At 40.0% G+C, this 24,986-nt stretch carries 14 protein-coding genes and 1 pseudogene; 9 read left to right on the top strand and 6 right to left on the bottom strand.

What is annotated here, in order from left to right; translation table 11 throughout:
* Positions 1 to 345 precede the first annotated feature (345 nt).
* A complete protein-coding gene (locus DV942_RS20370) occupies positions 346 to 1,248 on the top strand; it encodes a helix-turn-helix domain-containing protein (protein WP_145860580.1) in 903 nt (300 codons plus the stop codon).
* Between the two features lie 56 nt (positions 1,249 to 1,304).
* On the opposite strand, the gene DV942_RS20365 is transcribed toward DV942_RS20370, so the two are convergent.
* The 5 genes and pseudogenes from DV942_RS20365 to DV942_RS20345 all read right to left on the bottom strand — a co-directional run bounded on the left by DV942_RS20365 (position 1,305) and on the right by DV942_RS20345 (position 9,748).
* Positions 1,305 to 2,033, bottom strand: coding sequence for a M15 family metallopeptidase (locus tag DV942_RS20365; RefSeq protein ID WP_090985144.1), 729 nt, complete (start codon positions 2,031 to 2,033; stop codon positions 1,305 to 1,307).
* A gap of 708 nt (positions 2,034 to 2,741) precedes the next feature.
* A complete protein-coding gene (locus DV942_RS20360; RefSeq protein WP_145860578.1) occupies positions 2,742 to 3,821 on the bottom strand; it encodes a phytase in 1,080 nt (359 codons plus the stop codon).
* A 2-nt stretch (positions 3,822 to 3,823) separates the two neighbouring features.
* Positions 3,824 to 5,083 (bottom strand): right-handed parallel beta-helix repeat-containing protein, encoded by a 1,260-nt coding sequence (locus tag DV942_RS20355; protein WP_145860576.1) that lies wholly within the window; start codon positions 5,081 to 5,083, stop codon positions 3,824 to 3,826.
* 22 nt (positions 5,084 to 5,105) lie between these two features.
* A pseudogene (locus DV942_RS20350) lies at positions 5,106 to 7,882 on the bottom strand (TonB-dependent receptor domain-containing protein).
* Positions 7,883 to 8,143: 261 nt separating this feature from the next.
* Positions 8,144 to 9,748: a tetratricopeptide repeat protein gene (locus DV942_RS20345; protein ID WP_145860574.1), complete on the bottom strand. Its 1,605-nt coding sequence runs from the start codon at positions 9,746 to 9,748 to the stop codon at positions 8,144 to 8,146.
* A 2,967-nt stretch (positions 9,749 to 12,715) separates the two neighbouring features.
* Between DV942_RS20345 and DV942_RS20340 the strand changes: the two genes are divergently transcribed.
* The 4 genes from DV942_RS20340 to DV942_RS20325 are packed head-to-tail and all read left to right on the top strand — an operon-like array spanning position 12,716 to position 18,752.
* A complete protein-coding gene (locus tag DV942_RS20340; RefSeq protein WP_145860572.1) occupies positions 12,716 to 13,411 on the top strand; it encodes an ABC transporter ATP-binding protein in 696 nt (231 codons plus the stop codon).
* An 18-nt stretch (positions 13,412 to 13,429) separates the two neighbouring features.
* Entirely contained in the window at positions 13,430 to 15,937 is a 2,508-nt protein-coding gene (locus DV942_RS20335; RefSeq protein ID WP_145860570.1) for a TonB-dependent siderophore receptor, read from the top strand.
* Positions 15,937 to 17,382 carry an ABC transporter permease gene (locus DV942_RS20330; protein WP_145860567.1) on the top strand — a complete coding sequence of 482 codons (1,446 nt, stop codon included), beginning with the start codon at positions 15,937 to 15,939 and terminating at the stop codon, positions 17,380 to 17,382. Before DV942_RS20335 ends, DV942_RS20330 begins: the two co-directional genes overlap by 1 nt.
* Positions 17,383 to 17,390: 8 nt before the next feature.
* Positions 17,391 to 18,752 (top strand): DUF3526 domain-containing protein, encoded by a 1,362-nt coding sequence (locus DV942_RS20325; RefSeq protein ID WP_145860565.1) that lies wholly within the window; start codon positions 17,391 to 17,393, stop codon positions 18,750 to 18,752.
* Positions 18,753 to 19,073: 321 nt separating this feature from the next.
* Here the strand turns inward: DV942_RS20325 and DV942_RS20320 are convergent, their stop codons facing one another.
* A complete protein-coding gene (locus DV942_RS20320) occupies positions 19,074 to 19,541 on the bottom strand; it encodes an Lrp/AsnC family transcriptional regulator (RefSeq protein WP_145860563.1) in 468 nt (155 codons plus the stop codon).
* Positions 19,542 to 19,736: 195 nt separating this feature from the next.
* Here DV942_RS20320 and DV942_RS20315 point away from each other — a divergent pair, with 195 nt between their 5' ends.
* The 4 genes from DV942_RS20315 (at position 19,737) to DV942_RS20300 (ending at position 24,967) form a co-directional block, all read left to right on the top strand.
* The gene (locus tag DV942_RS20315) at positions 19,737 to 20,798 is read left to right on the top strand and encodes a PLP-dependent cysteine synthase family protein (RefSeq protein ID WP_145860561.1); all 1,062 of its coding nucleotides are present in this window, start codon (positions 19,737 to 19,739) and stop codon (positions 20,796 to 20,798) included.
* Positions 20,799 to 20,813: 15 nt separating this feature from the next.
* The gene (locus DV942_RS20310) at positions 20,814 to 21,263 is read left to right on the top strand and encodes a protein-disulfide reductase DsbD domain-containing protein (RefSeq protein WP_090985170.1); all 450 of its coding nucleotides are present in this window, start codon (positions 20,814 to 20,816) and stop codon (positions 21,261 to 21,263) included.
* 14 nt (positions 21,264 to 21,277) lie between these two features.
* On the top strand, positions 21,278 to 22,927 hold the full coding sequence (locus DV942_RS20305) for a protein-disulfide reductase DsbD family protein (protein WP_145860559.1): 1,650 nt from the start codon (positions 21,278 to 21,280) through the stop codon (positions 22,925 to 22,927).
* A gap of 486 nt (positions 22,928 to 23,413) precedes the next feature.
* Positions 23,414 to 24,967 (top strand): GH39 family glycosyl hydrolase, encoded by a 1,554-nt coding sequence (locus tag DV942_RS20300; RefSeq protein WP_244950755.1) that lies wholly within the window; start codon positions 23,414 to 23,416, stop codon positions 24,965 to 24,967.
* Positions 24,968 to 24,986: the final 19 nt, after the last annotated feature.

Genomic DNA, 24,986 nt, shown 5'->3' with positions numbered 1-24,986 from the left:
ATAGGCAAAATGTGACATTTAGATGAATTGACTAATTGACATTCTGACTTTTATTATAAAATAGTAAAAAAGTTAAAAAGTAGACTAAAAAGCGCTTAAACAACATAAATAACTGTTTTAAAGCATTTTAATTTATTTAAATTATTAATCAAAAACGTAAAAATCAATCAGAAATTAGTCATTTAAAAAAAATATTCTTGAAAAATTAATTCTGAACATTACATTTGCCAGATCAAAAATCCGATAGATAAGGGGGCAAAAACTATCCAAATAGGGTGGATGAAATTGTGGTGCAAAAGATGATTGGATCTGTTAAGAAATGATTAAAAATACGGAACAATTTTTATGCAAGAAGATTTACTCACCAAAACTTTTTCTGAAAAAGACCATGAGGAAGCGCTGTCTTTAAATGATGGTCTGATGGCTAAAATCCATCATAGCACAGACCCCAATTATTGCAGTTCCGAGCCGTTCCGTGTATCAAGTTATGCGCTAATCCTGATCACCAAAGGGAAAATGAACCTCAGGATAAATTTTACAGAACATGTATTAAACCAAAGGGATATTCTACTCATTTTTCCGCATGCTGTTTATGAAATAAGAGATAACAGCGAGGTTTCATTTATCAGTATTCATTTTAGCAAAAGTTATTTAAAAACCAGGGGGGTATTTTTTAACAGTGGCGAAGCTTACAGAATGTTCCAGACCAATCCTATCCATAAATTTTCATTATCAAAAGAAGAGCATACATTCATTTATTATGACATGCTTGCCATACACAAAAAACTGAATGTACCTAAAGACACGCCTCAGATTAAAAACATTGTTCACAACAGCTTTTTAGAACTCTTGTATGATATTTTTCTGTTAAAGCACAAACAGAAAGATGCAATGCCTTTTGTGCATGATAGCAAAACAGAGCTTACGAACCGGTTTTTATCGCTGGTATCAGAAAATTTCAAAAAGGAAAAGCGTGTAATTTATTATGCCAACCGCTTACGCATTACACCCAGGCATTTATCACAAGTAGTGAAACATGTAACGGATAGAACAGCGGGAGAAATCATTGATGAAATGGTCATCAGGGAGGCGAAATTATTACTAACGAGCCACAGAATGAATATTTCGGAAGTAGCCATGGAACTGCGTTTTAGCAATTCCTCTTTTTTGGTAAATATTTTAAAAAGCAGACGGGAATTACCCCGTCTGAATATAAATTATCGAATAATATTGCGGTTTAAGATTTAACCACAGATATAAAATCCCTGTAGATCCGTGTATATCTTTGGCTTAAATCAATTGGATTACTTCGAAAGGTATTTATTACTAACATATCCTTGGATCTCTTCGTAACTTACCAAACTCCATTCCCCGTCGCGGGATATTTCTGCAACATGTTCGCCCTTTAAAATCACCGGGATCTTTTTTATCTTTTCTGAGGTAACGGATGGTCCGGTTCTAAAATTTAGAGCAGTTGTTGTACGATAAAGGTTTGGAACCACTACCGGCGGCCTGTCCAAAATCACATAACCGTTCCTTTGTTCGCCAGCAATCATTTTAGCCTGTAATTGTTGCCAGGTATACCCATAATCGTGCTGTAAATGTGGGCCATCTTTAAAGCTTACCCAATCACCACCCCATTCCCAGCCATTGGCCTTAAAAACATTAACCACTTCCATCCAATCGCTACGCCCATCCTGATCATAATCTTTAACCATATTCCATGAGGTATCTTTTCCATCAATAACCAGCACAAAATCAAGTGCTAAACCGTAATTATGTATCGATTGACCAGCTTTTGCATTGGTAACAATATTACCCATAGGCTTGCTGGCCGATCTACCATCAGGGTTTACTACCGTTCGGCCAAGATTATATAAATCCTGTTGCTCTTTAAATGTTCTGAGGGTTGCAGTTATCCGCGGTTTAGATCTTCCCGTTAATTTAGCTTCCGCCTGAGAAAACGTACTTATTGCCAGTTCCCTTAAATCGGGATGCAATAGTTGAATTTTTGTTTGGCTTGGTTTGTCCATGATGAGTTTGTTAATTAAGTTTTACGATAATTTATTAATAACATATTAATAATCAATTAAATATACACAAAAATCAAGTTAAAAACGACAAGCCATATTCGTATATCAATAAAAAAAGGAAAAATACTTAATATTAGTTAGCTACAATTGTCATTATAAGTGGGGCTTGCTCATGTCTACCGGAACACAGTGAAATGGAGATATCTATCTTGAAACAGATTTCCCGACTAAGCTGCAATCCACTCGAAAGGACGGAATGGTTAAGAATACCCCTTAATAATGATCACTTCTAAGCGTGAGTCTATCGAAGATCTTGACTATTCGAAAAAATTTGGCCTTCTACAGGTTCAGGGCGGTAATTGTTTCTCCTAAACTTAACCCCATTGATTACCCGCCTGCAACGGGCAGGGTTTATATCAACAGGGCAAACCATTCGCCATCACAAAAATAATTTTACCACAGATAGAAAGGATGCACACAGATATGAAAATCCATTTATCCGTGTGCATCTGTGGTTAAAAAAGCTTAACTTAACTAGACCGCGCACCCGCTTGCAGTGGACGGGGTTTATGTCAACACCATATTAATACTATTCATCGCCCCTACACCCAATCTAAGCGGAATACCGGTTTCCTTCAAATTGTCAGAACCTGGACTTAACCAACCCAACCGCTTCTGCAATTGCTTTACAAAAAATAAATATTAATGTTATGGATTTGCAATAGTCAATATTTTACCCGCTATATCCTCCCATCTATAAAAGTGAAAGGTTTTATCATCGCTCATGGCGACGAGTAAACCATGCCTAAAATCTTTATTTAGTGGAACTGAAACCACATCAATACCATCTGTTTGATTAGCTGAATATTTTATGGTGGTTAATAGCGGATGCGGATGGGTCGTATTTTTCCTGGCCACCCGGTCATATACTTTTAACTGCCCGGCACCCTGATCAGACACCAGGATATATCCTTTATTGCCTGGTGTTTTATAAATGGCGATACCCTCATTGTCCACGGCAAAATCGCCTTGTCCAAACAATGCCAGTTCTTTATTTCCTTTGGCCGGATCTGCATAATACTTGCGTACGCCTACCTGCTCATCGCAATAATAAACAAAGCCCAATTCGTTATCAACGGCAATAGCTTCGATTTCTTTTTTCCCGCTATACAATCCAAATTTCCGCACTAAATCTGCTTTGACATTACCCTTTCCGTCATCTGTCAATTCATATTGCCAAAGATAACCTCCATTTTTAGGGCCGGTTTTACGGCCTACAATGGCATAAATTTTTCCAGCAGGATCGGTATACATCGAAATTCCCATCAAATCACGGTACTCTGCTCCTGTTTCACCCACAAAAACCGGAATTCCGCCATTGTCAATTGCCTTCATATCCGGCAGGGAAAAGATACGCAGTTTATGGGTATAACGCTCAGTTGTCACTACAATATCTGTCTTTTTTCCAGCCAGCTGCAAACCATAGGCAATATCCACATTATCAGGTCGCTTTAAACCCTTAACCGTTTTGGATTGGATGATTTTACCTTTCAGATCGAAAACATACAGGCCACCATTGGTATCTTTATCGGTACCAATTACCAAAGATTGTGCAGGATCGCTTGGGTTTACCCAGATTGCAGGATCATCGGTATCAAAATCGACAGGGTCAGATACATATAAGGGTTTTACGACAGTACTATTTCCATTTTGCGCACCTCCTTTACAAGAAATGGCCAGGCTTAAAACCGCAAAAGCGGCAAACTTTAAAATATGGTTGTATTTCATTTTTATATTTTAGTTCCGTATGCACCAACAAATGTAGATGGTGAAGGCGAGATATAGGTAATTCCGTTTTTCATTACAATGCCTCCTTTATGATGACGGTTAAAGTTAGTGATGCCTTTGCCTAAAGCGGGTGAGTTACCCTGCAGATGAAAATCCCATGCGGTATTGAAATCGGCATTGGTAACTGCCGTGTTTAAAGGATAATTCACAAATTTAGGATCATTTGCACCGGCCACATTGCTGATTACATCGTTTTTACCACCTACAATATCGCCTGTTGGCTGAAACTGATTTACAGTGGCCTGATCAAAACCATAATACCAGTTATTGCCATAAGCAGAACGGCTGTCTTCAGGTTTTTTCGGATCTCTTTTTACGCCAAAACGGGTATTTGCAAAAAGGTTATTATACAGATCGGCACGTACGGTACTTTCCAGCCAGATTGATCCGCCTTTGGCCGTTGGCCTTCTCCACCCTGTATTCACCAGGGTATTGTTATACGCAATAATATAGGTTTGCGGCGTTTTATCTCCTGTATTGGATAATTTTAAGGCATTGGTATTGGTGCTATAAACCAGATTATAAGCGATATCTGCTAAACAGCCCGATTTAAAATTCATGGCTTCCCCTCCTGTCACACCCGTAGTATAAAACACATTATTGGCAAAAATAATCTTCCCACCTTCAATATAGGTACAATCTTCCTGGAGGTTCCTGAAAATACTGTTCTGAACCACTAATTTGCCATTGGCATTGGCAAACCAGAGTGCGGGCAGATTTTCTCCGGCCTTGGCCTTATAAAGCCCCATTTTTACGGATGTAGAAGCATCCGAAGTAGTGGAGCCAGCATATTCGAGGATTACATGATCAAGCACCAGTTCCTCGCACGTTGGCCCGGCCAATATACCGCCCCAAAGCTTTCCGAATTTTTTTGATGCAGTTTTATAAAATTCATTTACCGTAAACCTGATTGGGTTTTCTGCAGTTCCAAGTGCATACAGGTTACCTTTTATCACAATCTCTGGTTTAGCAACTGTGTCCATCAGCACCGTCACCCCTTCTTCAATGGTCAGGGTTTTCCCTTCAGGGATGACAATATCGCCTTTAATTACCTGTGTACTGCCTTTTGCCCAAACCCCGGAAACCTCCCCGATTGCCGAACCATCAATAACAGTGGTATCCACATCTATATTGGCTTTTTTACATCCTGCCAGGGCTAGCACAACAAGGATTAATAATTTAAAAATCTGATTTGATTTCATGTCTTTGTTTCTTAAAATGCTATTAATTAAACTTATACCTAAAGCCAACAAGATAATTCTGGCCGTAATAATCGCTCCTGATCAAGGTATTTCCGTTTTTAACCAAATCTTCTTTGATATCGTTATTTGCGGGATTTGTACCTTTTATAAATAGTTTTGTCGGGGTATTTAAAATGTTATTGGCTTTTAGAAAAACACTTATTCCGCCTTTAAAACGCTTCTCTGCAGCGGCATCAACCTGGATAAATCCTTCCTGCCATAAATCGTTGTTTAAGAATTGCGAAACCGTGTTGATCCGTGGCCCCGTATAGGCACCTGCAACCTGAGCATCCCAGCCTTTTTTAGTGTCTTTAAACAATATAGACAGGTTAGCAATATGTGCCGACTGACCATAAAGCGGACGCTCCTGATTCACATTTGCGGGCTCTGTATCTCCGGTAGTGTTATTGATTACCCTGGTGGTTTTAGTGGTATTAATACGCGAATGGGTATAAGTATAATTGGCCTTCACCCCTATTTTACTAAAATATTTGATGTAATCTACCTCAGCTCCGTAGTTATTTGCCGTACCAAAGTTGCCCGGGCTGTAATAAATATCCTGACCGCGAACGGCATCGGCTTGAAAAGTATATTCAATTGGATTTTTATCCTTTTATAGAAAGCACCAACCAATAATTGCTCGGAAGCGCCGGGAAAAAGCTCGTACCTTAAATCGAAGTTATCAGCCAGAGCACGTTGCAAATTAGGATTACCACGTTCCTGAAATTCTTCATTTACCACTTTTCCAGGTACAATTTCATAAAAACCCGGGCGGTTAAGCGCCTTATAATAAGAGGCATGTAACTGTGCTTTTTCCGTTAAGAAATATTTTGCGGTTAAACTCGGCAATACATCGGTGTAAACCTGGTTTCCTTTTGGAAAAGATTCTCCTGCGGCAAAAAGAAGGTGATAACCCTGATTGGTATGCTCTACTCTTGCACCACCAATTACTTCTAATTTAGCTGAATTATATTTAAACATTCCATAACCGGAAGTGGTTTGTTCCGTGGCATCGTAGGTAAGGGAATTGGCTACAGCGCCGGTTGGATTGCTTACCACCAGGTTCAGATCGGTATAATTTTGGAAATTTACACCGTAAACATCATTTGCATGATCTGCGGCCTGGGCCATATTGTAGTTATTAAAGAAGCTGCTTCTTTGCTTATCGCGGTATAAACCTCCAGCCATAACATCCAATTTATGCTTACCTGCTAAAACATGGTAGGTCAGATCCAGATAACCTGCCACATCCTCGTCGGTATTACGCTCCCACCTGCGGGTAACCGGGTTGGTATTCACCAAGCTGGTGCGTTTGCGCTGGAAATTCTGTTCCAACCCATTTAAACTGATACTGGTATTTTCAGGCACATCATTTTTGGCAGAAGAATAAACAGCCGACCACTGCACCTTAAATTTATCATTAAAAAACTGATGGTCGCCATGCAACGTTGAATTGTAAATCTGCTGCTCAGTTAAACGGCTACGGGTATCGAAAACCAACTGTGCATTTCCTGCTGTTGGATCATAATCTTTATTATAAGTAGTAGTTACGGCATCCCTAACCTGCTGGTTTTTCAGGTTAACATATACATTGTAAAAACTGATCTGGTGGTTTTTGTTAAAAACATAATTAACTTTCCCGTGCAAACCTGTACGTTGTTGCTGCTCCGAAAATTCACGGTAACTTTTACTGGTAATGGTGGCATAAGCATCTGTACCAACAACGGAATTATTATAGAAGGTACTATTGCTTCCGCGATAGGCATTTTGATAACTTCCTGCTAACACTACGCCTAATTTGTTATCCAAAAAGCGTTTACTTAAAGATAAACTTCCGATTAGATTAGGTGCAGGGTTTTTATATTTATAATCAAGCGTTCCTTTGGTAAAATCGTTCTGTGTAGCATTATAGGTTCTGCCGTTTATTTCATAAGGCGATTTATAACTGATATCCGAAGCATTGTAGCTGGTAAACTTACGATCGAAAAACAACTGGCTATAACCAGTAGCAACATTGGCATTTACCTGCAACAAACCCGGTGCATTTTTCATCACCATATTAATCGCACCGCCAATAGCATCGCCCTCTAAATTTGGGGTAAGGGTTTTGTACACCTCTAAACGATCGAGTAAATCAGCAGGAAAAAGGTCGAGCGGAACATAACGGTATTTATTATCCGGACTAGGGATTTTAACACCATTGACTAATGTATAGTTATAGCGTTTATCCATCCCCCTTAATATCGCGTACTGTCCATCGCCGTTGCTGTTGCGCTCTATGGATACACCCGAAATACGTTGCATCACATTCGCCACCGTGAGATCAGGTGAAATTTCAATCGCCCTGCCTGATACGATGTTCATCAGTTGTGGCGCATTTTTTTCTAAGCGTCTAGCCCCCTGATCAGTAGAACTAACCGTATTGGATTTAATGGTAATATCGTCAAGGATTTTCGAATCACTTTCCATGTAAAACTTTAAGTGATCGTTATCTTCTTTCAGGATCACGAATGTTTTTTCGATGGTTTTGTACGTAACATAGCTTATGCTGATTTTAGCCGTACCAACTTTAACATCCTTAAATTCGAAAGTACCGTCTAATCCGGTATTGGTTATGCGCCTTGGATTTTCTAAAACCACTGTTGCACCTACAATGGCCTCGCCGGTTTGCTTATCGTAAACATGGCCCTTTAGTTTTGTGGCATGAACTGTGCCTGCACAAAAAAGAAGTAAAAACAGAATTTGTAATGGTTTATTCATTGCGTTTGGTCTTGTCTTTTTATTATCGACAGGGCAAAGATGTACACGCCAGATTACATCAGAAAATGTTAAGGGTTACATAAAGGCAACAGCGTTACAACAGGCATATATCAAAAAGCAACAAAAAGAAACAAATAACTGTAAATAAGACAATTAAACACATTAAAAAACGCCATTATGCTTTTATTACCGTTACATTAACGAATTGTTAAGCCCTAAAAACCATTAGAAACAGGCAGTAGATAGCCATCGATGTAACGGTTATAAGGCCTGGATAAATGCGGATAAATTATCGCCTTGAGCCAGATTTAGCTTTTTCCTTAACCTATATCTTGACACCCTTAAGCTATCGGTAGATATACCGAGCAAGGTGGCAATGTCTCCCGAATCAAGATTCATTTTTAACAACGCGATTAAGCGCATATCTGCTGAGGTAAGCTCCTGACTATATTTTTTAAGGCTTTCCAGAAATTGATGGTGTACCTGCTCAAAAGCCGCCGTAAATTCCTTCCAGTTGCGCTCGTGGTTAAAGCTCTGGTTAATCTCGGTTAGGATCTGGCTCATCTGCTTTTTCTGATCGCGTTTATCCTCTTTCACCATCGCCTGCAAGGTACTTCTCAGGTTTTCCAGAAATTGGTTATGCTTAATCAGATTTAAAGTATGAGTAGATAACTCCCTGCTTTTTACCTCCAGTAATTGTTTTAGATTTTGTTCTTCGAGCTGAAGATTTTTGAGTTCTAGGCTGGTCATATCGTGTTCTATGGCCTTTTGCTTGGCCAGCATCTGTTGATCTTTTAACTTTAAACGTTGCCTGCTGAAAATCACAAAACCCAAAACAACCAATAATATCACCACAATGGCAGAAGAAAAAGCAATAATCCGGTTTACCTTCCGGTCGCTTTTTAATCTGATAATTTCATCCGATTTTTTATTGATATCGTAAAGCACCTGCAAAAATGCGGCCTGCCTGGCTCCATCTACCGAATACAGATCAATAGTATATTTATAACCAAGTTTTACATAATGATAGGCGCTGTCCATATTGTTCAATAACTCATAGGCTTTTCCTAAATCTCTGCAGCAGGAACTTAACTGATAAATATTGCCCATTTTTTCGGCAAGTTTTAGAGCCGTTTCGGTTTGCACAATACTTTCCTTATACCGACCGGTTTTACGCAAAATATCGCCTAAATTGTTAATGACCTCAATACTTCCCAGCTTATTCCGGTCTTTTTGATATAAATCCAGTGACTGTTTAAAATGTATGTAAGCGGAATCGTAACGCTCCAGATCTTCATATATGCTCCCGAAGTTTTCGTGTATTTTTGCAGCTTCGCTTTTATTGTTAAGCTTTTCGGTTATGTTTAGAGCCAGTTTTTGATAATAAAACGCACTATCATAAAACTGCCTTTTTTCGTACAACTGCCCAATATTGCCCAATACTGTTACCTGTCCGGTTAAATTATTCAATCTTTTATAGAGATCAATAGCTTTACGATAGCTATTCATGGCCTTATCTTTCTGTTTCATATAATAGTAAAGCACGCCGGCATCATTAAGATTGGCTGCCAATAACAATGGTTGATTGGCATTACCAAATATCTTGTCTGCTTTTAAAAAGAACTCTAAAGATTGACTAAAGTGGCCTTGTGTATAACAAATTTTGCCCATCTGCTGTAAACATTTGCCTTCTAATAACTCATCACTATCATCAATAGCTTTGGCATAGATCCTCTTTAATTGAGCCAGGGCTGTAGTCGGATCTTTTTGATTCTGTGCAATAATCGATTCAAACCGATCTTCCCGGGCGTTTACATTGGAAATCAAGACAACAAAAAATATAAGTAAACCAATGTGTTTAATCATCTTAAAAGCAATTATCAGGCAATATGGAGCAAAGAAAAGATACCGGTGTTAACTTAAAGTTAAGCGAAGTCTCAAGTGATATAATTAAGGTGCTTCACGGAGTCTTTTTCGCTTTGAGTTCTAAGTGATATTAACTTACTATGTGTCAGATGGGAACATCTGACACCACCGATCATAAGCTGTTTATATTTTGCCACGGAAACACGGACTGACACGGAGGATTTCACTATTTCCATAGCAGTGGTTCGTGTCCGCATGGACCATTTTCATTTTATTGCCGTTATTTATTGCAGTGGTCTATGTCCTCACAGGCTACCTGAGTGATCAGAACAAAAAACAGGTATCAGATGAACATGAATTAGCTAAACCCGACCGGCAACGTTATCCTGGTTTAGGAATTATTGTATTTAGTGATAAATTTCCAGGATTAAGCAAAGGGCGGGACTACCCTAACCGAAGCACACCACCGTGGTCTGTATCCTTATCGCCGTGGTCTGTGTCCCCACAGACCACCTAAAAAATCAGAAAAATACAAGGATTCGATAAATCGAAAGGCCTCTGTTAACTAAACCCCTGCCCGTTGCAGGCCTATCGTGTGTACACATCTCTGTTAGCCATTATTTGTTCTTTAGCACTTAGTTCTAAGGCGATCGTCATGCTGAATTTATTTTACAAAGAGAAATATGGTTTTCGATTGCCTTGTAGCTACTTCGTGGTCAGCATCTTTCATACTATTAATTCCGTTGATTAAGAAAAATTATTTTTCAACAAAAATATTGTTTTTCCGCTCTATGCCGCGGGGGCATGGTACTTTGGAGCGCCAAAGTACCCAAAGCGCTTTGTCAATCCAGCTAGGAGCCTTTCACACAACCACACTCACATCAAAAAAACAGCGGCACTTCGTTTTGTGTTCAATTCTCTTTAACAATTAAATTAGTATTATGAACACAAAACCACTGCGTTTAAGGTTTGGTAATGCTATTTGTTCTTTCCTGCAACTGTTTTTTTGATAGCTCAGGCTCTTGGGATTGACGGCGTTCTTCGGTAAAACCTGTAATCTATTAAAGCAAGCTAGCAAAGCGTTTAAAAAAACAAACTAAAAGATGTGTCCACACGATAGTTTGCTGGCGGGGCGAGCGACAGGGTTATCCCGGTTTAAACTTTATTCTATTTACCAGCTAATTTACCGGGATTAAGTATAGGGCGAGGCCAAAGTAACCACTGCTATGGTTCGTGTCTGCACGAACCATTTTTATTAAACACCGCCGAGGCCGGGGTTAACTAAACCCGACCGGCAGCGTTATCCCAGTATTGATCCCGCAGAAAACGCTGATCTACGCAGAGCGCATTCCATCATCTGTTTTACATCTTCCATGTGATGTCCCGGGTTAAATAGCCCTGATGGAAGCGGCATCCCTTTTGGCTAAGAAAAATTGTTTAAAAAATAATTTTTCCAAAAGGATAGAGCGCACAGCAGGACAGGACCCAACCGACAGGCACAGGAAACTGCGCTCCAAAATACAGATACTTTTCCATAATCAAGCTTTAGACATTCTATTTAGTGATAAATTTACCGGGATTAAGTATAGGGCGAGGCCAAAGTAACCGAAGCACCACAAGTATTGCTTTTCTAAAAAAATAGAATAACTAAGCTTGATATTAAAAAGCTAACTACATCAATGCAACATTTTTTTCGTGTCAGATGGTAACATCAGACACCACGGGTATTCTATTTAGTGATAAATTTACCGGGATTAAGCAGAGAGCGAGGCTAAAGTAACCACTGCTATGGTTCATGTCTGCACGAACCATTTTTATTAAACACCGCCGAGGCCTGGGTTAACTAAACCCGACCGGTAGCGTTATCCTCGCATTGATCACGCAGAAAACGCTGATCTATGCAGAGCGCATTCCGTCATCCGTTTTACATCTTCCATGTGATGTCCCGGGTTAACTAGCCCTGATGGGAGCGGCATCCCTTTTGGCTTAGAAAAATTGTTTAAAAAATAATTTTTCCAAAAGGATAGAGCGCACAGCAGGACAGAACCCAACCGACAGGCACAGGAAACTGCGCTCCAAAAAAACAGATAATTTTCCATAATCAAGATTTAGACATTATTATATTTAGTGATTAATTTACCGGAATTAAGCAGAAGGTGGGGCCAAAGTAACCGAAGCACCACAGGTATTGCTTTTCTAAAAAAACAGAATGATTAAGCTTGATATTAAAAAGCTAACCACATCAATGCAACATTTTTTTCGTGTCAGATGGTAACATCAGACACCACGGGTAACATCAGATACCAAAACTAAAGACCCTGAAATAAATTCAGGGTGACGATATTGAGTCGAAAATATACATAGCCATGGGTCGTGTCTGCATGAACCATTTTTATTTTAACGCTACCGCCATAGTTCCATTTAGCATACTGATTACAAGTATTGAAACATCAGTCTTACAACCAATCCTATTAAAAGGTTTGATTTTAATTTTTTAAATGTAACTTTGTTGCATTGAAGCATTCGAAATATAAATACCGCCGCGAAATTTTTTCCCGCATATGGGCAATCTTGTTATTAGGGGTATTTCTTAATGCTACACTGGTCGAAAGTCTACACCACCACGCAGCGAAACATTCCGTAAACCATACATCGCATTCAAAATACAACGCGCAACTTGTTTCGGCAAAGTTAACCTGTAAGCTCTGCGAAGTGCTGAAACACCAATCGTACTTTTTCGATCGCCCTTTACCGCTGGCATTTCTTTTACCTATAAATAAACCAGGTGTTAAACCCAGTGTTTTCCTCATAAAGCAACCTGTTGCTTATATTCTATCTTTTAGCAATAAAGGGCCGCCAAGTTTAATGGCCTAACCTCAAAATCAGGTTTACTTTATTTATCCGACAAATTTATTTTGTTTAATGTGCAGCTGTATCCGGCATGCGCCTATATTTCCTATATATTTTATGCTTCAAGCTATTTCATTATCTAAAAATTATGGAGCTTATCAGGCTCTGAACCAGCTTAATTTAACTGTTAACGCCGGCGAGGTTTTTTGCCTTTTGGGCCAAAATGGTGCAGGCAAAACGACCACCATTAATTTATTTCTTGGTTTTATTGAACCAAGCGCGGGTAAAATTTTAATCGATGGCAAAGCGCTGGATGCGCATGATCACGAGCGCCGCAAACACCTTGCCTACATTCCTGAAGTGGTGATGCTTTACGGTAACCTTTCGGCCATAGAGAACCTTGATTACTTTTCAAAACTTGCAGGTTTTAATTATGAAACCGGGAGTTTGACCAATTTTCTAAATCAATGTGGTTTGCAAGAATCGGCTCACCATAAAAACCTGTCCGGTTTCAGCAAGGGGATGCGCCAGAAAGTCGGTATTGCAATCGCCCTGGCTAAAAACGCGAAAATTATTTTAATGGATGAACCAACCAGTGGCTTAGATCCAAAAGCCACAGCCGAATTTACCCTATTGGTTAAACAATTGGCTGCAGAAGGTAAATCTATTTTAATGGCGACGCATGATATTTTTAATGCCGTAAATGTAGGCTCGCACATCGGCATTATGAAACAGGGCGAATTAATCCATACCCTTAAAGCAAGCGAGATTAACGCAACCGACCTGCAGGAACTATACTTACAAACCATATAAATAAATCAAATCCACTTCATGTACCCAAAACATAAGGCACTTTATGGTGCCGCTGCATTTTTTCTACTCTTCCTGCTCAATCTGGTAAGCATTCAAGCCATTGCCCAGATCAAAGTAAGCGGGAAAGTAATCAATACAGAGCGTCAAAACATTTACAAAGCCACCATTAAATTTAAAAATGGCAAAGATCAATTAAATACAATGAGCGATTCTTTAGGGAATTTCTCGCTTATTTTACCTAAAACAGCTAGTTATGCGGTTACGGTTAGTGCCATTGGTTATAGCAGTTTTAGCCGCATATATCCTATAAACCAGACAGGCAATTTAAATCTTGATGCCATTGTATTGCAAACTTTAAATGAAGAACTACAAACCGTTGAAGTTGTAGGCACCAATGGCAAGAAATATTACGGTAATTATTCCTTTTCAGCCACAAAAACGGCCACTTTAAACAAAGACATTCCACAGGCTATTTCTTCGGTTTCGAAAGAATTAATTGCCGACAGGCAGGCTGCTGTACTAGCTGATGCCATCAAAAACGTAACCAGTGTATCGCAAAGCAGTTATTACAACCAATTCTCCATCAGGGGGATCAACCAAAATGAAGAAGGTGCCATTATTAACGGCATGCGTACCCGCCAATTTTATTTTAACCAACCATTAACCAACAACCTGGAACGGATTGAGGTGATAAAAGGTCCGGCAAGTGCTACTTTTTCGAGTGTAGACCCGGGTGGAAGTATTAACCTGGTGACAAAAAAGCCGCTGGCAGAAGACCGCAGGGAGATCAGCATTTCGGCCGGAAGTTTTAGTACGATACGTGGCGCATTAGATTTTACAGGCCCCTTAAATGCGGATAAAACCGTGCTTTACCGGCTGAATCTTGGATATGAAGACAGCAAAAGTTTCAGGGACCTCCAGTACAGAAAGGGTTATATAATCGCCCCTTCGTTTTCGTACATCCCGAATGAGCGTACCAGTTTAAATGTAGAGGCTGTGCTAAACAACAGCAATTCGAGATTGGACCGTGGCCAGGCTATTTTTGGCGCCATTGCCGGGCAAACCGATTTAAAAAGCACACCCATCAGTTTTAATATGGGTGCCAGCAATGATCGTTTTAACACCCAGGATTTAATGTTGATGACCAATTTTTCTCATCGCTTTAACCAGGATATTGTATTTAATGTGGCTTATATGAAGCAAAACTGGAATGAAGATCTTTTGGAACATCGTACCACCAATGCTTTTGGTGTTGATGAAAACAATCAACCGATCCCCACCCTTGCTGCTATGCGGGCAGTTCAGCGCCAGCAAAAGTGGAGTACCGATAATTTAAGTACTTATTTCAGTATAAACGCCAATACATTTCACTTAAACCATAAAATGGTAATCGGCTACGACCGGATCAATACCCAGAAACTACGTGGCGGCGGCGAAAATGCGGCACAGGGTTACCGCCTAAAAGATGGTACCATTGCCAGCAGGTATGACCCGGCAAAAAAAGACCTCTATTTATTTAAAATGGTGAATGGGGTGAATGCACCTGTACCTAATGTTGAGCATTTCAACCTTACTAACCCAAGTTATACGATCAAAAATTTAAGCGATTATATTTTTACCAAAACTGAAATCCCCCCGGCCTATAATTTAGTTAATGCGGTTTATTTTCAGGACCAGATCAGATACGGTAAACTCACTTTAACCCTGGGCCTGAGACAGGAATGGTACGAAGATTACAGCAATTACAAACTGGCAACAGAAAAGAAGATCGATCAGCAGAAGCTTTTACCGAGAGTTGGGCTAACCTATGCGTTGACCGATAACACTAACCTTTATGGAAGTTATTTACAGGGTTACCAACCACAGGGCAATACCACTTCACTGGTTATTGTACCGCCACCTGCAGGCACAAACTTTAAACCCCTAACCAGCGACTTAAAAGAAATCGGCGCAAAATCAGAATGGTTGAATAAAAGTTTAATGGTCAACGTTTCGGTTTTTGAAATTAACCAGAAAAACCTGTTGATGAATGCCAACGACCCTCTGGATGTGAACCGTTTAATTGAACGTGGCGCACAGCGAAGCCGCGGATTTGAGTTTGAAGCTTCAGGTTTCATCAGCCGGAACTGGCAGTTCAATGCAGGCTATAGTTATATAGATGCTATTATTATGGATGATTTCAACCCGGCTTTGATTGGTCAACGGGTGCAGAACACGCCAAAGCACAGTGCCAGTTTGTGGACACGTTATAATTTTGAAACTCAAAAATTGAAGGGCCTTGGTTTTGGTGCAGGTTTACAATATAGCGGTACTAAACTTCCATTATACATCAGAGATTTTACATTACCAGCCTATACCCTTGTTGATGCCGCAGCTTATTATTCGCCGGCCGGCTCAAAGGTGCAGTTGGCCTTAAATGTAAATAACATCTTAAATAAAACCTATTGGGTAGGTGCGCAAAACTACCTGCGTCTTTTCCCTGGCACGCCAAGAAATGTAATGTTTAACGTAACCTATAGAATATAATGTCGGGTAGAATAAGCACTATCGCAAAACAAACATTTAAAGCCGCATTTAACAATAAAGCAACATTAGCCTTAACAATTTTATTGGGCTTATCACTCTGTTTGGCTACTTATGTTGGCTGGCAAAACTTTAAAATGCAAAATAATCAACGGCTCCATTATAAAGCGCTGGTCAGGGCACAATGGTTAGCCAAACCAGATAAACATCCACACCGGATGGCGCACTATGGCTACCTCGCCTTTCGCGAAAAACATGAACTCAGTTTCTTCGATTTTGGCATAGAAAGTTTTGCAGGGGTATCTATTTTTTTAGAGGCACACAAACAGAATACCGTTAATTTTAGCGAAGCAGGTTTTACAAACGGTATGTTAAGCTTTGGCGAAATCAGTGTAGCCATGGTATTACAATTGTTGGTGCCTTTACTCATTTTCTTTTTAGGTTATAACAGTATATCGGCCGAACGTGAATCGGGTACCTTAAAAATCCTGTTGTGCCAGGACGTAAGCTGGAGACAGCTTCTTTGGGGGAAAACTATGGGAATTATCGGCGTGTGCCTCTCTATATTTATTCCGCTTATCCTGCTCACCATCTTGTTATGGGCATCATTAAGTCATTGGCAAATCAGTATGGATTCAGTCTTACGTCTGTTACTCCTGGTTTTAACTTATGCCATCTATTTTTTCATCATGTCAGCCGTTACGGTTTTGGTTTCTGCCTTTGCCCGCAGTTCTAAATCCGCTTTGATTACCTTATTGGCCTGCTGGATATTTTTTATGGTGATTATGCCACGCATCACCCAGGCGGTTGGGGTAAAGATCCATCCTTCGCCGTCTAAAATAGAGTTTGCAGATGCCATTGCGACAGAAGTTCATCAGCAGGGTGATAGCCATGATCCTAACGACCCACATTACGCGGCCATTAAGGATTCGCTTCTGAAAGCTTATGCCGTAGATGATGTTAAAAAACTTCCTTTTAACTATGGTGGCTATATTATGGCTGAAGGTGAAAAGATTACCTCAAAAATTTACAGTAGCCACCAGAATGATCTGAACAAAATTTTCAAAAAGCAGAACAGCATGACTACAATCACGGGTTTCTTAAACCCTTATTTATCATTGAAAAATATTTCGATGGCTTTAACCGCATCTGATTTTAATACCTACGTCGATTTTCAGCATCAGGCAGAAGCTTACCGCTATCAGCTCGCTCAAAAGATGAATAAGCTACAGATTGAGAAAATCAGCAACATTAAACCTGGCGATGAAGAGAAACCGCTAGCCATTAGCAAATCCAACTGGGCAGAACAACCCGATTTTAATTATCGTTTTAAAACATTAGATACTGTTCTGTCAAATGAGCTACTAGCGCTGAGTGCCTTAACCTTTTGGTTATTGGTTACGGTTATTTTGCTCCAATATTCAACCAAATGGCTTAAAACGATATAGCAATACGCATGAAAAAAAATAGATATCAGCTCGAATTTAAATTGTTTTTTAGGAGCAGTTCTTCCTGGATTGGCATCTTTGTGCTTCTTATAACAGGTTTTGCCGGCCTGTATTTCGGCAAAACTTTCATCGCCAGGCAAGAAGCTGTAATTGAAAAAGCGGCCATATTGCAAAAGAAAAATACCCTTAAAAATATCGAGCATTTCGGCGATGATATTGGCCTGTTATTTTTCCATAATAAGTTTACACTGGCCAACGCACCTGATAATTGGGCGGCCTTTGCCAACGGACAGCGCGATATAAACCCCTACTTAATTTCGGTAACCATGTTGGGCCTTGAAGGCCAGCTTTATGACACCGATATCAATAATCCGGTCAGCCTGCTGCTAGGCAACATGGATCTTAGTTTCGTGTTTATATTTTTGTTCCCCCTGGTCATTATTGCCTTTACCTACAATCTCCTTTCAGAACAAAAGGAAAGTGGGATATGGTCGCTTTTAAGGGCGCAAACCAACCAATCTTTCCAGGTTATCTGGCAAAAATTTTTAGTTAGGGTTGCAGTGATTTTTAGCGTTGCACTATTGCTGTTATTGGCAGCGATGTTTTACCTGGCATTGCCGCAAGACGTAACCTTCCTTTCGGTTACCGTACTTATTTTACTCTACCTGAGCTTTTGGTTTGCTGTTTCCTTTTTCTTCATCTCTTTAGGTAAGTCTTCAAATTTTAATGCCTCAGCGCTGATAGCCGTGTGGGTACTGCTCTGCATCGTTATTCCGGCATCATTTAATCTTTTTCTAACGCGAAAATACCCGGTACCTGAGGCCTTGCAAAATGTAATTAACCAACGCGAAGGCTATCATGAAAAATGGGATATGGCTAAAGAGGTAACCATGAAACCCTTTTTTAAACATTATCCCCAATTGAAGAAATATCCGTTTCCTGAAAAGAAAACCTTTAGCTGGTATTGGTATTATGCCATGCAGCAAATGGGTGATGACCAGGCATTGGCAAGCAGGCTGGCCATCGAAAAGAAATTGGCCAGCAGGCAGGATTTTACAGATATTTTTACCTTTTTCCTGCCTACCATACAAACGCAGCTCGGATTAAATAAAATGGCAGGATCAGATCTTGCTACACATCTTGAATTTCAACAGGCGGTCAGAAAATACCACGAGCAGATTCGCTTGCATTTTTATCCGGCAATCTTCCTTAATCGAGATGTTAACGATACCGATATTAAAGATTATAAACTGGAAAAATATAACCGTCAACAGATTCCGCATGTATGGATTAATATGCTTTCGGTATCATTGCTCACCATGGTTATGATTGGCGCAACAGCTTTAAATTTGAAAAGATTCAACAGTTAGCCTGCTAATAAAAAGTCCTTTCAACTGGAGCCATCCCGTTTTTCCTCGGCGGCGAAATGCCCACCTATGCGGCGGGCGGGGAGAAATCTACTTATTAAGATTTTAGGCTTCTTTACACCCGATTATTATTGATAGCCTCCCATAGAAAGTGTCGTCATACCAACGACTAAAGCGCAGTCTCGAACACCCGGCAGAGAAATCTATCCTGATAGATTTCTCGACTGCGTTGCACTCCGCTCGAAATGACGCAAGCTTTATGGAGAAAACAAATGCCGGTAAACTATTGACCAATATACCAATGGCTAATGAACCATTACCTCTCTACAGCGGATAAGCAGTTTCACTTTTTGGTTCGGAAAGTACAAAGTAGCTCTGAACAGTCGTAATATTAGGCAGTGTAGCCAGTTTATTCCGTAAAAATTCGTGATAGGCATCCATATCTTTAGTGGCAATACGGAGAATAAAGTCATGCGCCCCCGTCATCTGCAGGCATTCCATTACTTCTCCAAACTTAGACACCTCGGTTTCAAATTCGATCAGGGTTTTGGCAGTATGTTCTTTCAGCAGTACGTGAGAGAAAGCAATCAGGTTTCTATTGATCTTTTTCCGGTCAAGAATCGCCACCACTCTTTTAATATAGCCCTGCTCCTTTAATCTCCTTATACGTTCGTGTATGGTTGCTATCGATTTATGCAGCTTCAAAGAGATTTCTTTATGGGTTAAGGCGGCATCATGCTGCAACAATTTTAATATTTCGATGTCAACCTGATCTAAATCGCCCTGTACCATATACGCTGATGAATGAAAAAAAATATAACAGACCTTAAAAAAAATGACCTAAACTGAAATAAAAATTAAATAAAGATAAAAATAGCAAAAAATTTCCGAAAAAATCGACTTGTATTGATCCAAATCAGAATAATACAGAGTTTTACCGAAATTTAATTAGTTAAAAATTTACTTTAATTGATTTAAAAAATCTCCATGAAAGCATTAACCGCTAATGAATTAACAATTTCCAATATGGGAAAATTTGAACATTTATCACTTCTGGTTGGCAACACCCCAATGCTGGAGCTTACTTATACGTACCGTGGAAGTTTGGGCAAAATTTACGTTAAATGTGAACACTATAACCTAACGGGCAGTATTAAAGACAGGATGGCGCTTTATACCCTCAAAAAAGCTTATGCTGAAGGTAAAATTAAAGCCGGCGACCGGATAGTGGAGGCGACGAGCGGTAATACCGGAATTGCATTTGCAGCAATAGGTAAAGCTTTAGGCCACCCGGTAACCATCATTATGCCCAATTGGCTGAGCAAAGAGCGCATGGATATTATTAAAAGTTTAGGTGCTGAAATTATTTTGGTGAGCAAAGAAGAAGGTGGATTTATCGGTAGCATTAAACTTGCAGAAGAAATGGCTACAAAAGACCCGAATATCTTTTTACCAAAACAGTTTGAAAATATTGCCAATCCGGAAGCACACGAACAGACCACTGGGAAGGAAATCTGGGGGCAACTGCAATTAAAAAACATATCGCCCGATGCTTTTGTTGCCGGCGTAGGCACCGGAGGAACCATTATGGGGGTAGGTAATTTTTTAAGAAAGCAAAATGCCGGTATTAAAATACATCCGCTTGAGCCTGCAGAATCACCAACTTTAACTACAGGTTATAAAGTAGGCAGCCATAGAATCCAGGGCATTTCTGATGAGTTTATTCCTGAAATTGTTAAACTGAATGAACTGGACGAAGTGGTGCAGGTAAACGATGGCGATGCCATACTCATGGCGCAAAAACTGGCAGAAAAACTTGGTTTAGCTGTAGGTATATCATCAGGAGCCAACGTAATAGGTGCCATTAAACAACAGCAAAAAATGGGAACTGACAGTTGTGTAGTCACCATTTTTTCTGATAGCAACAAGAAATATTTAAGTACCGATTTAATGAAGCAGGAACCAGTTAAGGCTGGATACATTACCCCTGAAGTAGATTTTCTGGATTACCAGGCCTTTAGCAGATTACAAAACCACCATAACCAATAATTTAATAACCACAACATGAAAAAAATCACCTTTTTGTTATGTGCCGTATGCCTGATTAACCTTGGCGCATATAGCCAGATCTTAAAACCCGTAACCTGGAGTTACGCTGCAAAAAAAACCGGCCCAAATACCGCTACTGTTTTTATTAAAGCTACGATAGACCAGGGCTGGCACCTCTACTCGCAATTTGTTAAAGATGGTGGTCCGGTTAAAACAACCTTTACCTTTCCAACAGCTGCTGCTTACACATTGATTGGCAAAACGATCGAGCCAAAAGCAATAACCAAGTTCGAACCTACTTTCAAAATGGAGGTGAGCTACTTCGAAAAATCTGTCGTTTTTCAACAAAAAGTAAAGCTGAAAGGTAAAACGGCAACCATTAAAGGTAATGTAGAATTTATGGTATGCGACGATAAACAATGTTTGCCGCCAGAACAGGTTGACTTTAGTATTCCTGTAAAATAAGCGTAAACAAGCATATGACATCCTTAAAAAAAATCTGTCTTGGATTGCTGTTCTGTGGTGCCATATCCTTAAACGGATATGCACAAGACAGCTCCGGTACCGATGACCTTACCTTTACAGAGATTAAACCTGAGACGCCTGACAGTATCATCAAAGCAACCGATACAGTTGTTAAAACAGCACCAGCGGCGCCAAACAAGGCTGATCAAACTGTTGCACCATCGAAAGAAGAACACAAAACTTTATGGGGTATTTTTATTGCGGGCTTTGTTGGCGGTTTAGCTGCCCTGTTGATGCCTTGCATTTTCCCTATGCTGCCGCTTACGGTAAGTTTTTTCACTAAAGGTTCAGAAAAAGGAAAGGCCTTTCAACGCGCGGCGTTATACGGCTTTTTTATTATTCTCATTTATGTGGTACTCGGACTTTTGGTTACCGTAATTTTTGGTGCAGATGCCTTAAACAGTTTATCTACCAATGGGATATTCAATTTCTTTTTCTTCTTATTGCTTGTTGCTTTCGCAGCTTCGTTTTTAGGTGCATTCGAAATTACCCTACCCTCTTCATGGGTAAATAAAATGGATGCCAATTCTGATAAAGGAGGCGTAGCAGGCTTATTTTTTATGGCCGGAACGCTGGCCCTGGTATCCTTTTCGTGTACTGGTCCAATTATTGGCACTTTATTGGTACAGGCCGCAACAACCGGCGCCTTATTAGGCCCTGCCGTAGGTATGTTTGGCTTTTCCTTAGCCCTGGCCATCCCTTTTGCCCTGTTCGCCTTATTTCCGTCTGCAATGAACAAGCTCCCAAAATCTGGTGGTTGGTTAAACAGTGTTAAAGTTGTGCTTGGCTTTCTTGAACTTGCATTTGCTTTAAAATTTCTAAGTAATGTAGACCTGGCCTACCATTGGGAATGGTTTGACCGCGAAATATTTTTAAGCCTTTGGATCGTTATTTTTGGGATGATGGGCATCTATCTTCTGGGTAAGCTAAGGTTTTCGCATGATAGCCCATTGGCATTTATCTCCGTACCGAGGCTTTTTCTGGCTACCATAGTATTGGCTTTTACTATTTACCTGATCCCGGGCATGTGGGGCGCGCCATTAAAAAGCATTTCTGCTTTTCTTCCGCCGCAGGAAACCCAGGACTTTGATCTGTATACAGCCAGTTTATTAGGCGGAAAACAAACTGCAACAAATGATGGTCCGCATAAATATGCAGATAAATTCCATGCACCTTTAAAGCTGAATGTTTATTTCGATTATGATGAAGGTATGGCCGCAGCAAAAAAGCTAAACAAACCTGTAATGATCGATTTTACCGGCCATGCCTGTGTAAACTGCAGAAAAATGGAAGCCAACGTTTGGCCGGACAAGGATATATACAAAATGCTAAGCAATGATTATGTATTGATCCAGTTATACGTAGATGATAAAACGGAATTGGCTCCTGCTGATGTAGCAGTTACACCCGAAGGGAAAAAACTTACCACCATTGGTAAAAAATGGAGCGACTTGCAAGCCAGGAAATTCCAATCCAATTCACAGCCGTTTTATGTACTGCTCGATCCAAAAACAGAATCCCTATTGGCACCGCCGCAAGGTGCTGATTATGAGATAAAAAATTATAAAAAATTCTTACTCAGTGGTTTAAACGCTTTCCACTAAACAGATAGAAATAAAAGTGTTGAATTTAATTTTAGTTAATGATGTAAAAGGACAGTACCGGATGGTCTGTCCTTTTTTTTAATTTAGGCTTTTGAACTGAGCCATGACTACTTTTACAGTAACTGTCAGTAGAGTTAAGCGCAGCGTCTTTACGGATTTAGTGACGAGATTAAGTTTCAAACTAAACTCATAACAAGTCAGAGACTCTTTTCCATTAAAAGTCCAAAAGCCATATTGAAAATTAACGGAGAGATTTTGGAAGAACGATTATCGAATATTTGAATTTGTTAGCGGGCAGCCTGATGAATATCATTTTTTTTATTTACTTTAAACGTGGAAGTTACAGTCTCAAACAAACGTCATAAATACCACATGTACCTCTTAAAAAAAACTTGCTTTTTCATCGGTTTAGCAGTTTTCACCTATACCGCAAACGCTCAGTCAAAAGCTAATATTCAGGTTAATTTCGATAAGAACATAGCACCTATGCAACCTATTTGGGCCTGGTTTGGTTACGATGAACCAAATTATACCTATATGAAAGACGGCCGGAAATTGCTCACCGAAATCTCAAAATTAAGCCCGGTTCCGGTGTATGTACGTACCCATAATCTGCTCACATCCGGAGATGGAACCCCTGCTTTAAAATGGGGATCTACAAATGCTTACACCGAAGATTTGAAAGGTAATCCGGTTTATAACTGGAAAATTGTCGATCAGATTTTCGATACTTACGTAAAAAGAGGTATGAAACCTTTGGCGCAGATCGGTTTTATGCCAGAGGCATTGTCGATCAAGCCTTTTCCTTACCAGCATAAATGGAAACCTGGCGCACGTTACGACGAAATTTTAACAGGTTGGGCCTACCCCCCAAAAGATTATAAAAAATGGGGCAACCTGGTATATGAATGGGTTAAACATTGTGTAGAACGTTACGGCAAGGCAGAGGTAGAAAGCTGGTATTGGGAAGTATGGAATGAACCCGATGGCGCCTATTGGAAAGGTACACAGGCTGAATTCTTTAAACTTTATGATTATGCTGCCGATGGGCTGAAAAGGGCTTTACCCACTGCAAAAATTGGTGGTGCCAATGTAACCGGTGGCGGCACCAGTTTTTTAGACGCTTTTATCAAACATTGCTTAACCGATACCAATTACGTAACCGGTAAAATCGGTTCACCTTTAGATGCTGTATTGTTTCATGCTAAAGGATCACCCCGCGTAGTTGATGGAACTGTTGTAATGAATGTAAGGGCGCAGCTCCGTAATATCGATGCCAATTACAAGATCATCCGTAAATATCCTCAACTTAAAAATATACCTGTCATTATTGGCGAATCTGATCCCGAAGGTTGTGCCGCCTGTGGTATGAGTACCAATCCAGAAAATGCCTACCGCAATGGCACCATGTATTCGAGTTATACTGCAGCTTCTTTTGCCAGGCTTTATGAACTTACAGACAAATATAACATCAACCTATTGGGCGCTGTTACCTGGTCGTTCGAATTTGAAAACCAGCCCTGGTTTGCGGGTTTTCGCGATCTAGCAACCAACGGCGTAGATAAACCTGTATTAAATGTGTTCAGGATGTTTGGCCACATGAAAGGAAACCGTGTGGAGACCATAAGCAATCGAATGTACAATTTAAATTCCATCCTCGATTCGAGTATCAGAAAAACGCAGACAGATATTGGCGCTTTAGCCACCAAAGCAGATAGAACAGCTGCTGTTATCGTTTGGAATTACCACGATGAAGATAAAACTGGAACGAAAGAAACTGTTTCCATCTCGTTAAATCAACTGCCTGCAAAAACAGTAAACATCACCCAATATCTTATCGATACTGATAATAGCAATGCTTATACCGAATGGAAAAAAATGGGTTCGCCACAAAATCCGGATGCAAAACAGATTGCAACATTGGAAAAATCCGGTCAACTTAAAATGATGGGTAAACCCACCAAATTCAATACAGGCAACGGTCCATTTGAGATGGAATTGGCAAGACAGGGAGTAGCTTTTTTAAAGTTGGAGTGGTAGATGGCCCTGTGTTAATCTA

The sequence above is a fragment of the Pedobacter suwonensis genome (assembly GCF_007833675.1).
Lineage (GTDB): Bacteria > Bacteroidota > Bacteroidia > Sphingobacteriales > Sphingobacteriaceae > Pedobacter > Pedobacter suwonensis.
The sequence above is the reverse complement of the archived record's forward strand: the minus strand, read 5'-3'. Positions and strand labels throughout refer to the sequence as shown.

Coding starts and splice junctions, on each gene's coding strand:
- DV942_RS20315 (WP_145860561.1), top strand. CDS start 19,737: ATGAAAGCATTAACCGCTAATGAATTAACAATTTCCAATATGGGAAAA.
- DV942_RS20365 (WP_090985144.1), bottom strand. CDS start 2,033: ATGGACAAACCAAGCCAAACAAAAATTCAACTATTGCATCCCGATTTA.
- DV942_RS20370 (WP_145860580.1), top strand. CDS start 346: ATGCAAGAAGATTTACTCACCAAAACTTTTTCTGAAAAAGACCATGAG.
- DV942_RS20330 (WP_145860567.1), top strand. CDS start 15,937: ATGTCGGGTAGAATAAGCACTATCGCAAAACAAACATTTAAAGCCGCA.
- DV942_RS20320 (WP_145860563.1), bottom strand. CDS start 19,541: ATGGTACAGGGCGATTTAGATCAGGTTGACATCGAAATATTAAAATTG.
- DV942_RS20310 (WP_090985170.1), top strand. CDS start 20,814: ATGAAAAAAATCACCTTTTTGTTATGTGCCGTATGCCTGATTAACCTT.
- DV942_RS20340 (WP_145860572.1), top strand. CDS start 12,716: ATGCTTCAAGCTATTTCATTATCTAAAAATTATGGAGCTTATCAGGCT.
- DV942_RS20325 (WP_145860565.1), top strand. CDS start 17,391: ATGAAAAAAAATAGATATCAGCTCGAATTTAAATTGTTTTTTAGGAGC.
- DV942_RS20335 (WP_145860570.1), top strand. CDS start 13,430: ATGTACCCAAAACATAAGGCACTTTATGGTGCCGCTGCATTTTTTCTA.
- DV942_RS20355 (WP_145860576.1), bottom strand. CDS start 5,083: ATGAAATCAAATCAGATTTTTAAATTATTAATCCTTGTTGTGCTAGCC.
- DV942_RS20305 (WP_145860559.1), top strand. CDS start 21,278: ATGACATCCTTAAAAAAAATCTGTCTTGGATTGCTGTTCTGTGGTGCC.
- DV942_RS20345 (WP_145860574.1), bottom strand. CDS start 9,748: ATGATTAAACACATTGGTTTACTTATATTTTTTGTTGTCTTGATTTCC.
- DV942_RS20300 (WP_244950755.1), top strand. CDS start 23,414: ATGCAACCTATTTGGGCCTGGTTTGGTTACGATGAACCAAATTATACC.
- DV942_RS20360 (WP_145860578.1), bottom strand. CDS start 3,821: ATGAAATACAACCATATTTTAAAGTTTGCCGCTTTTGCGGTTTTAAGC.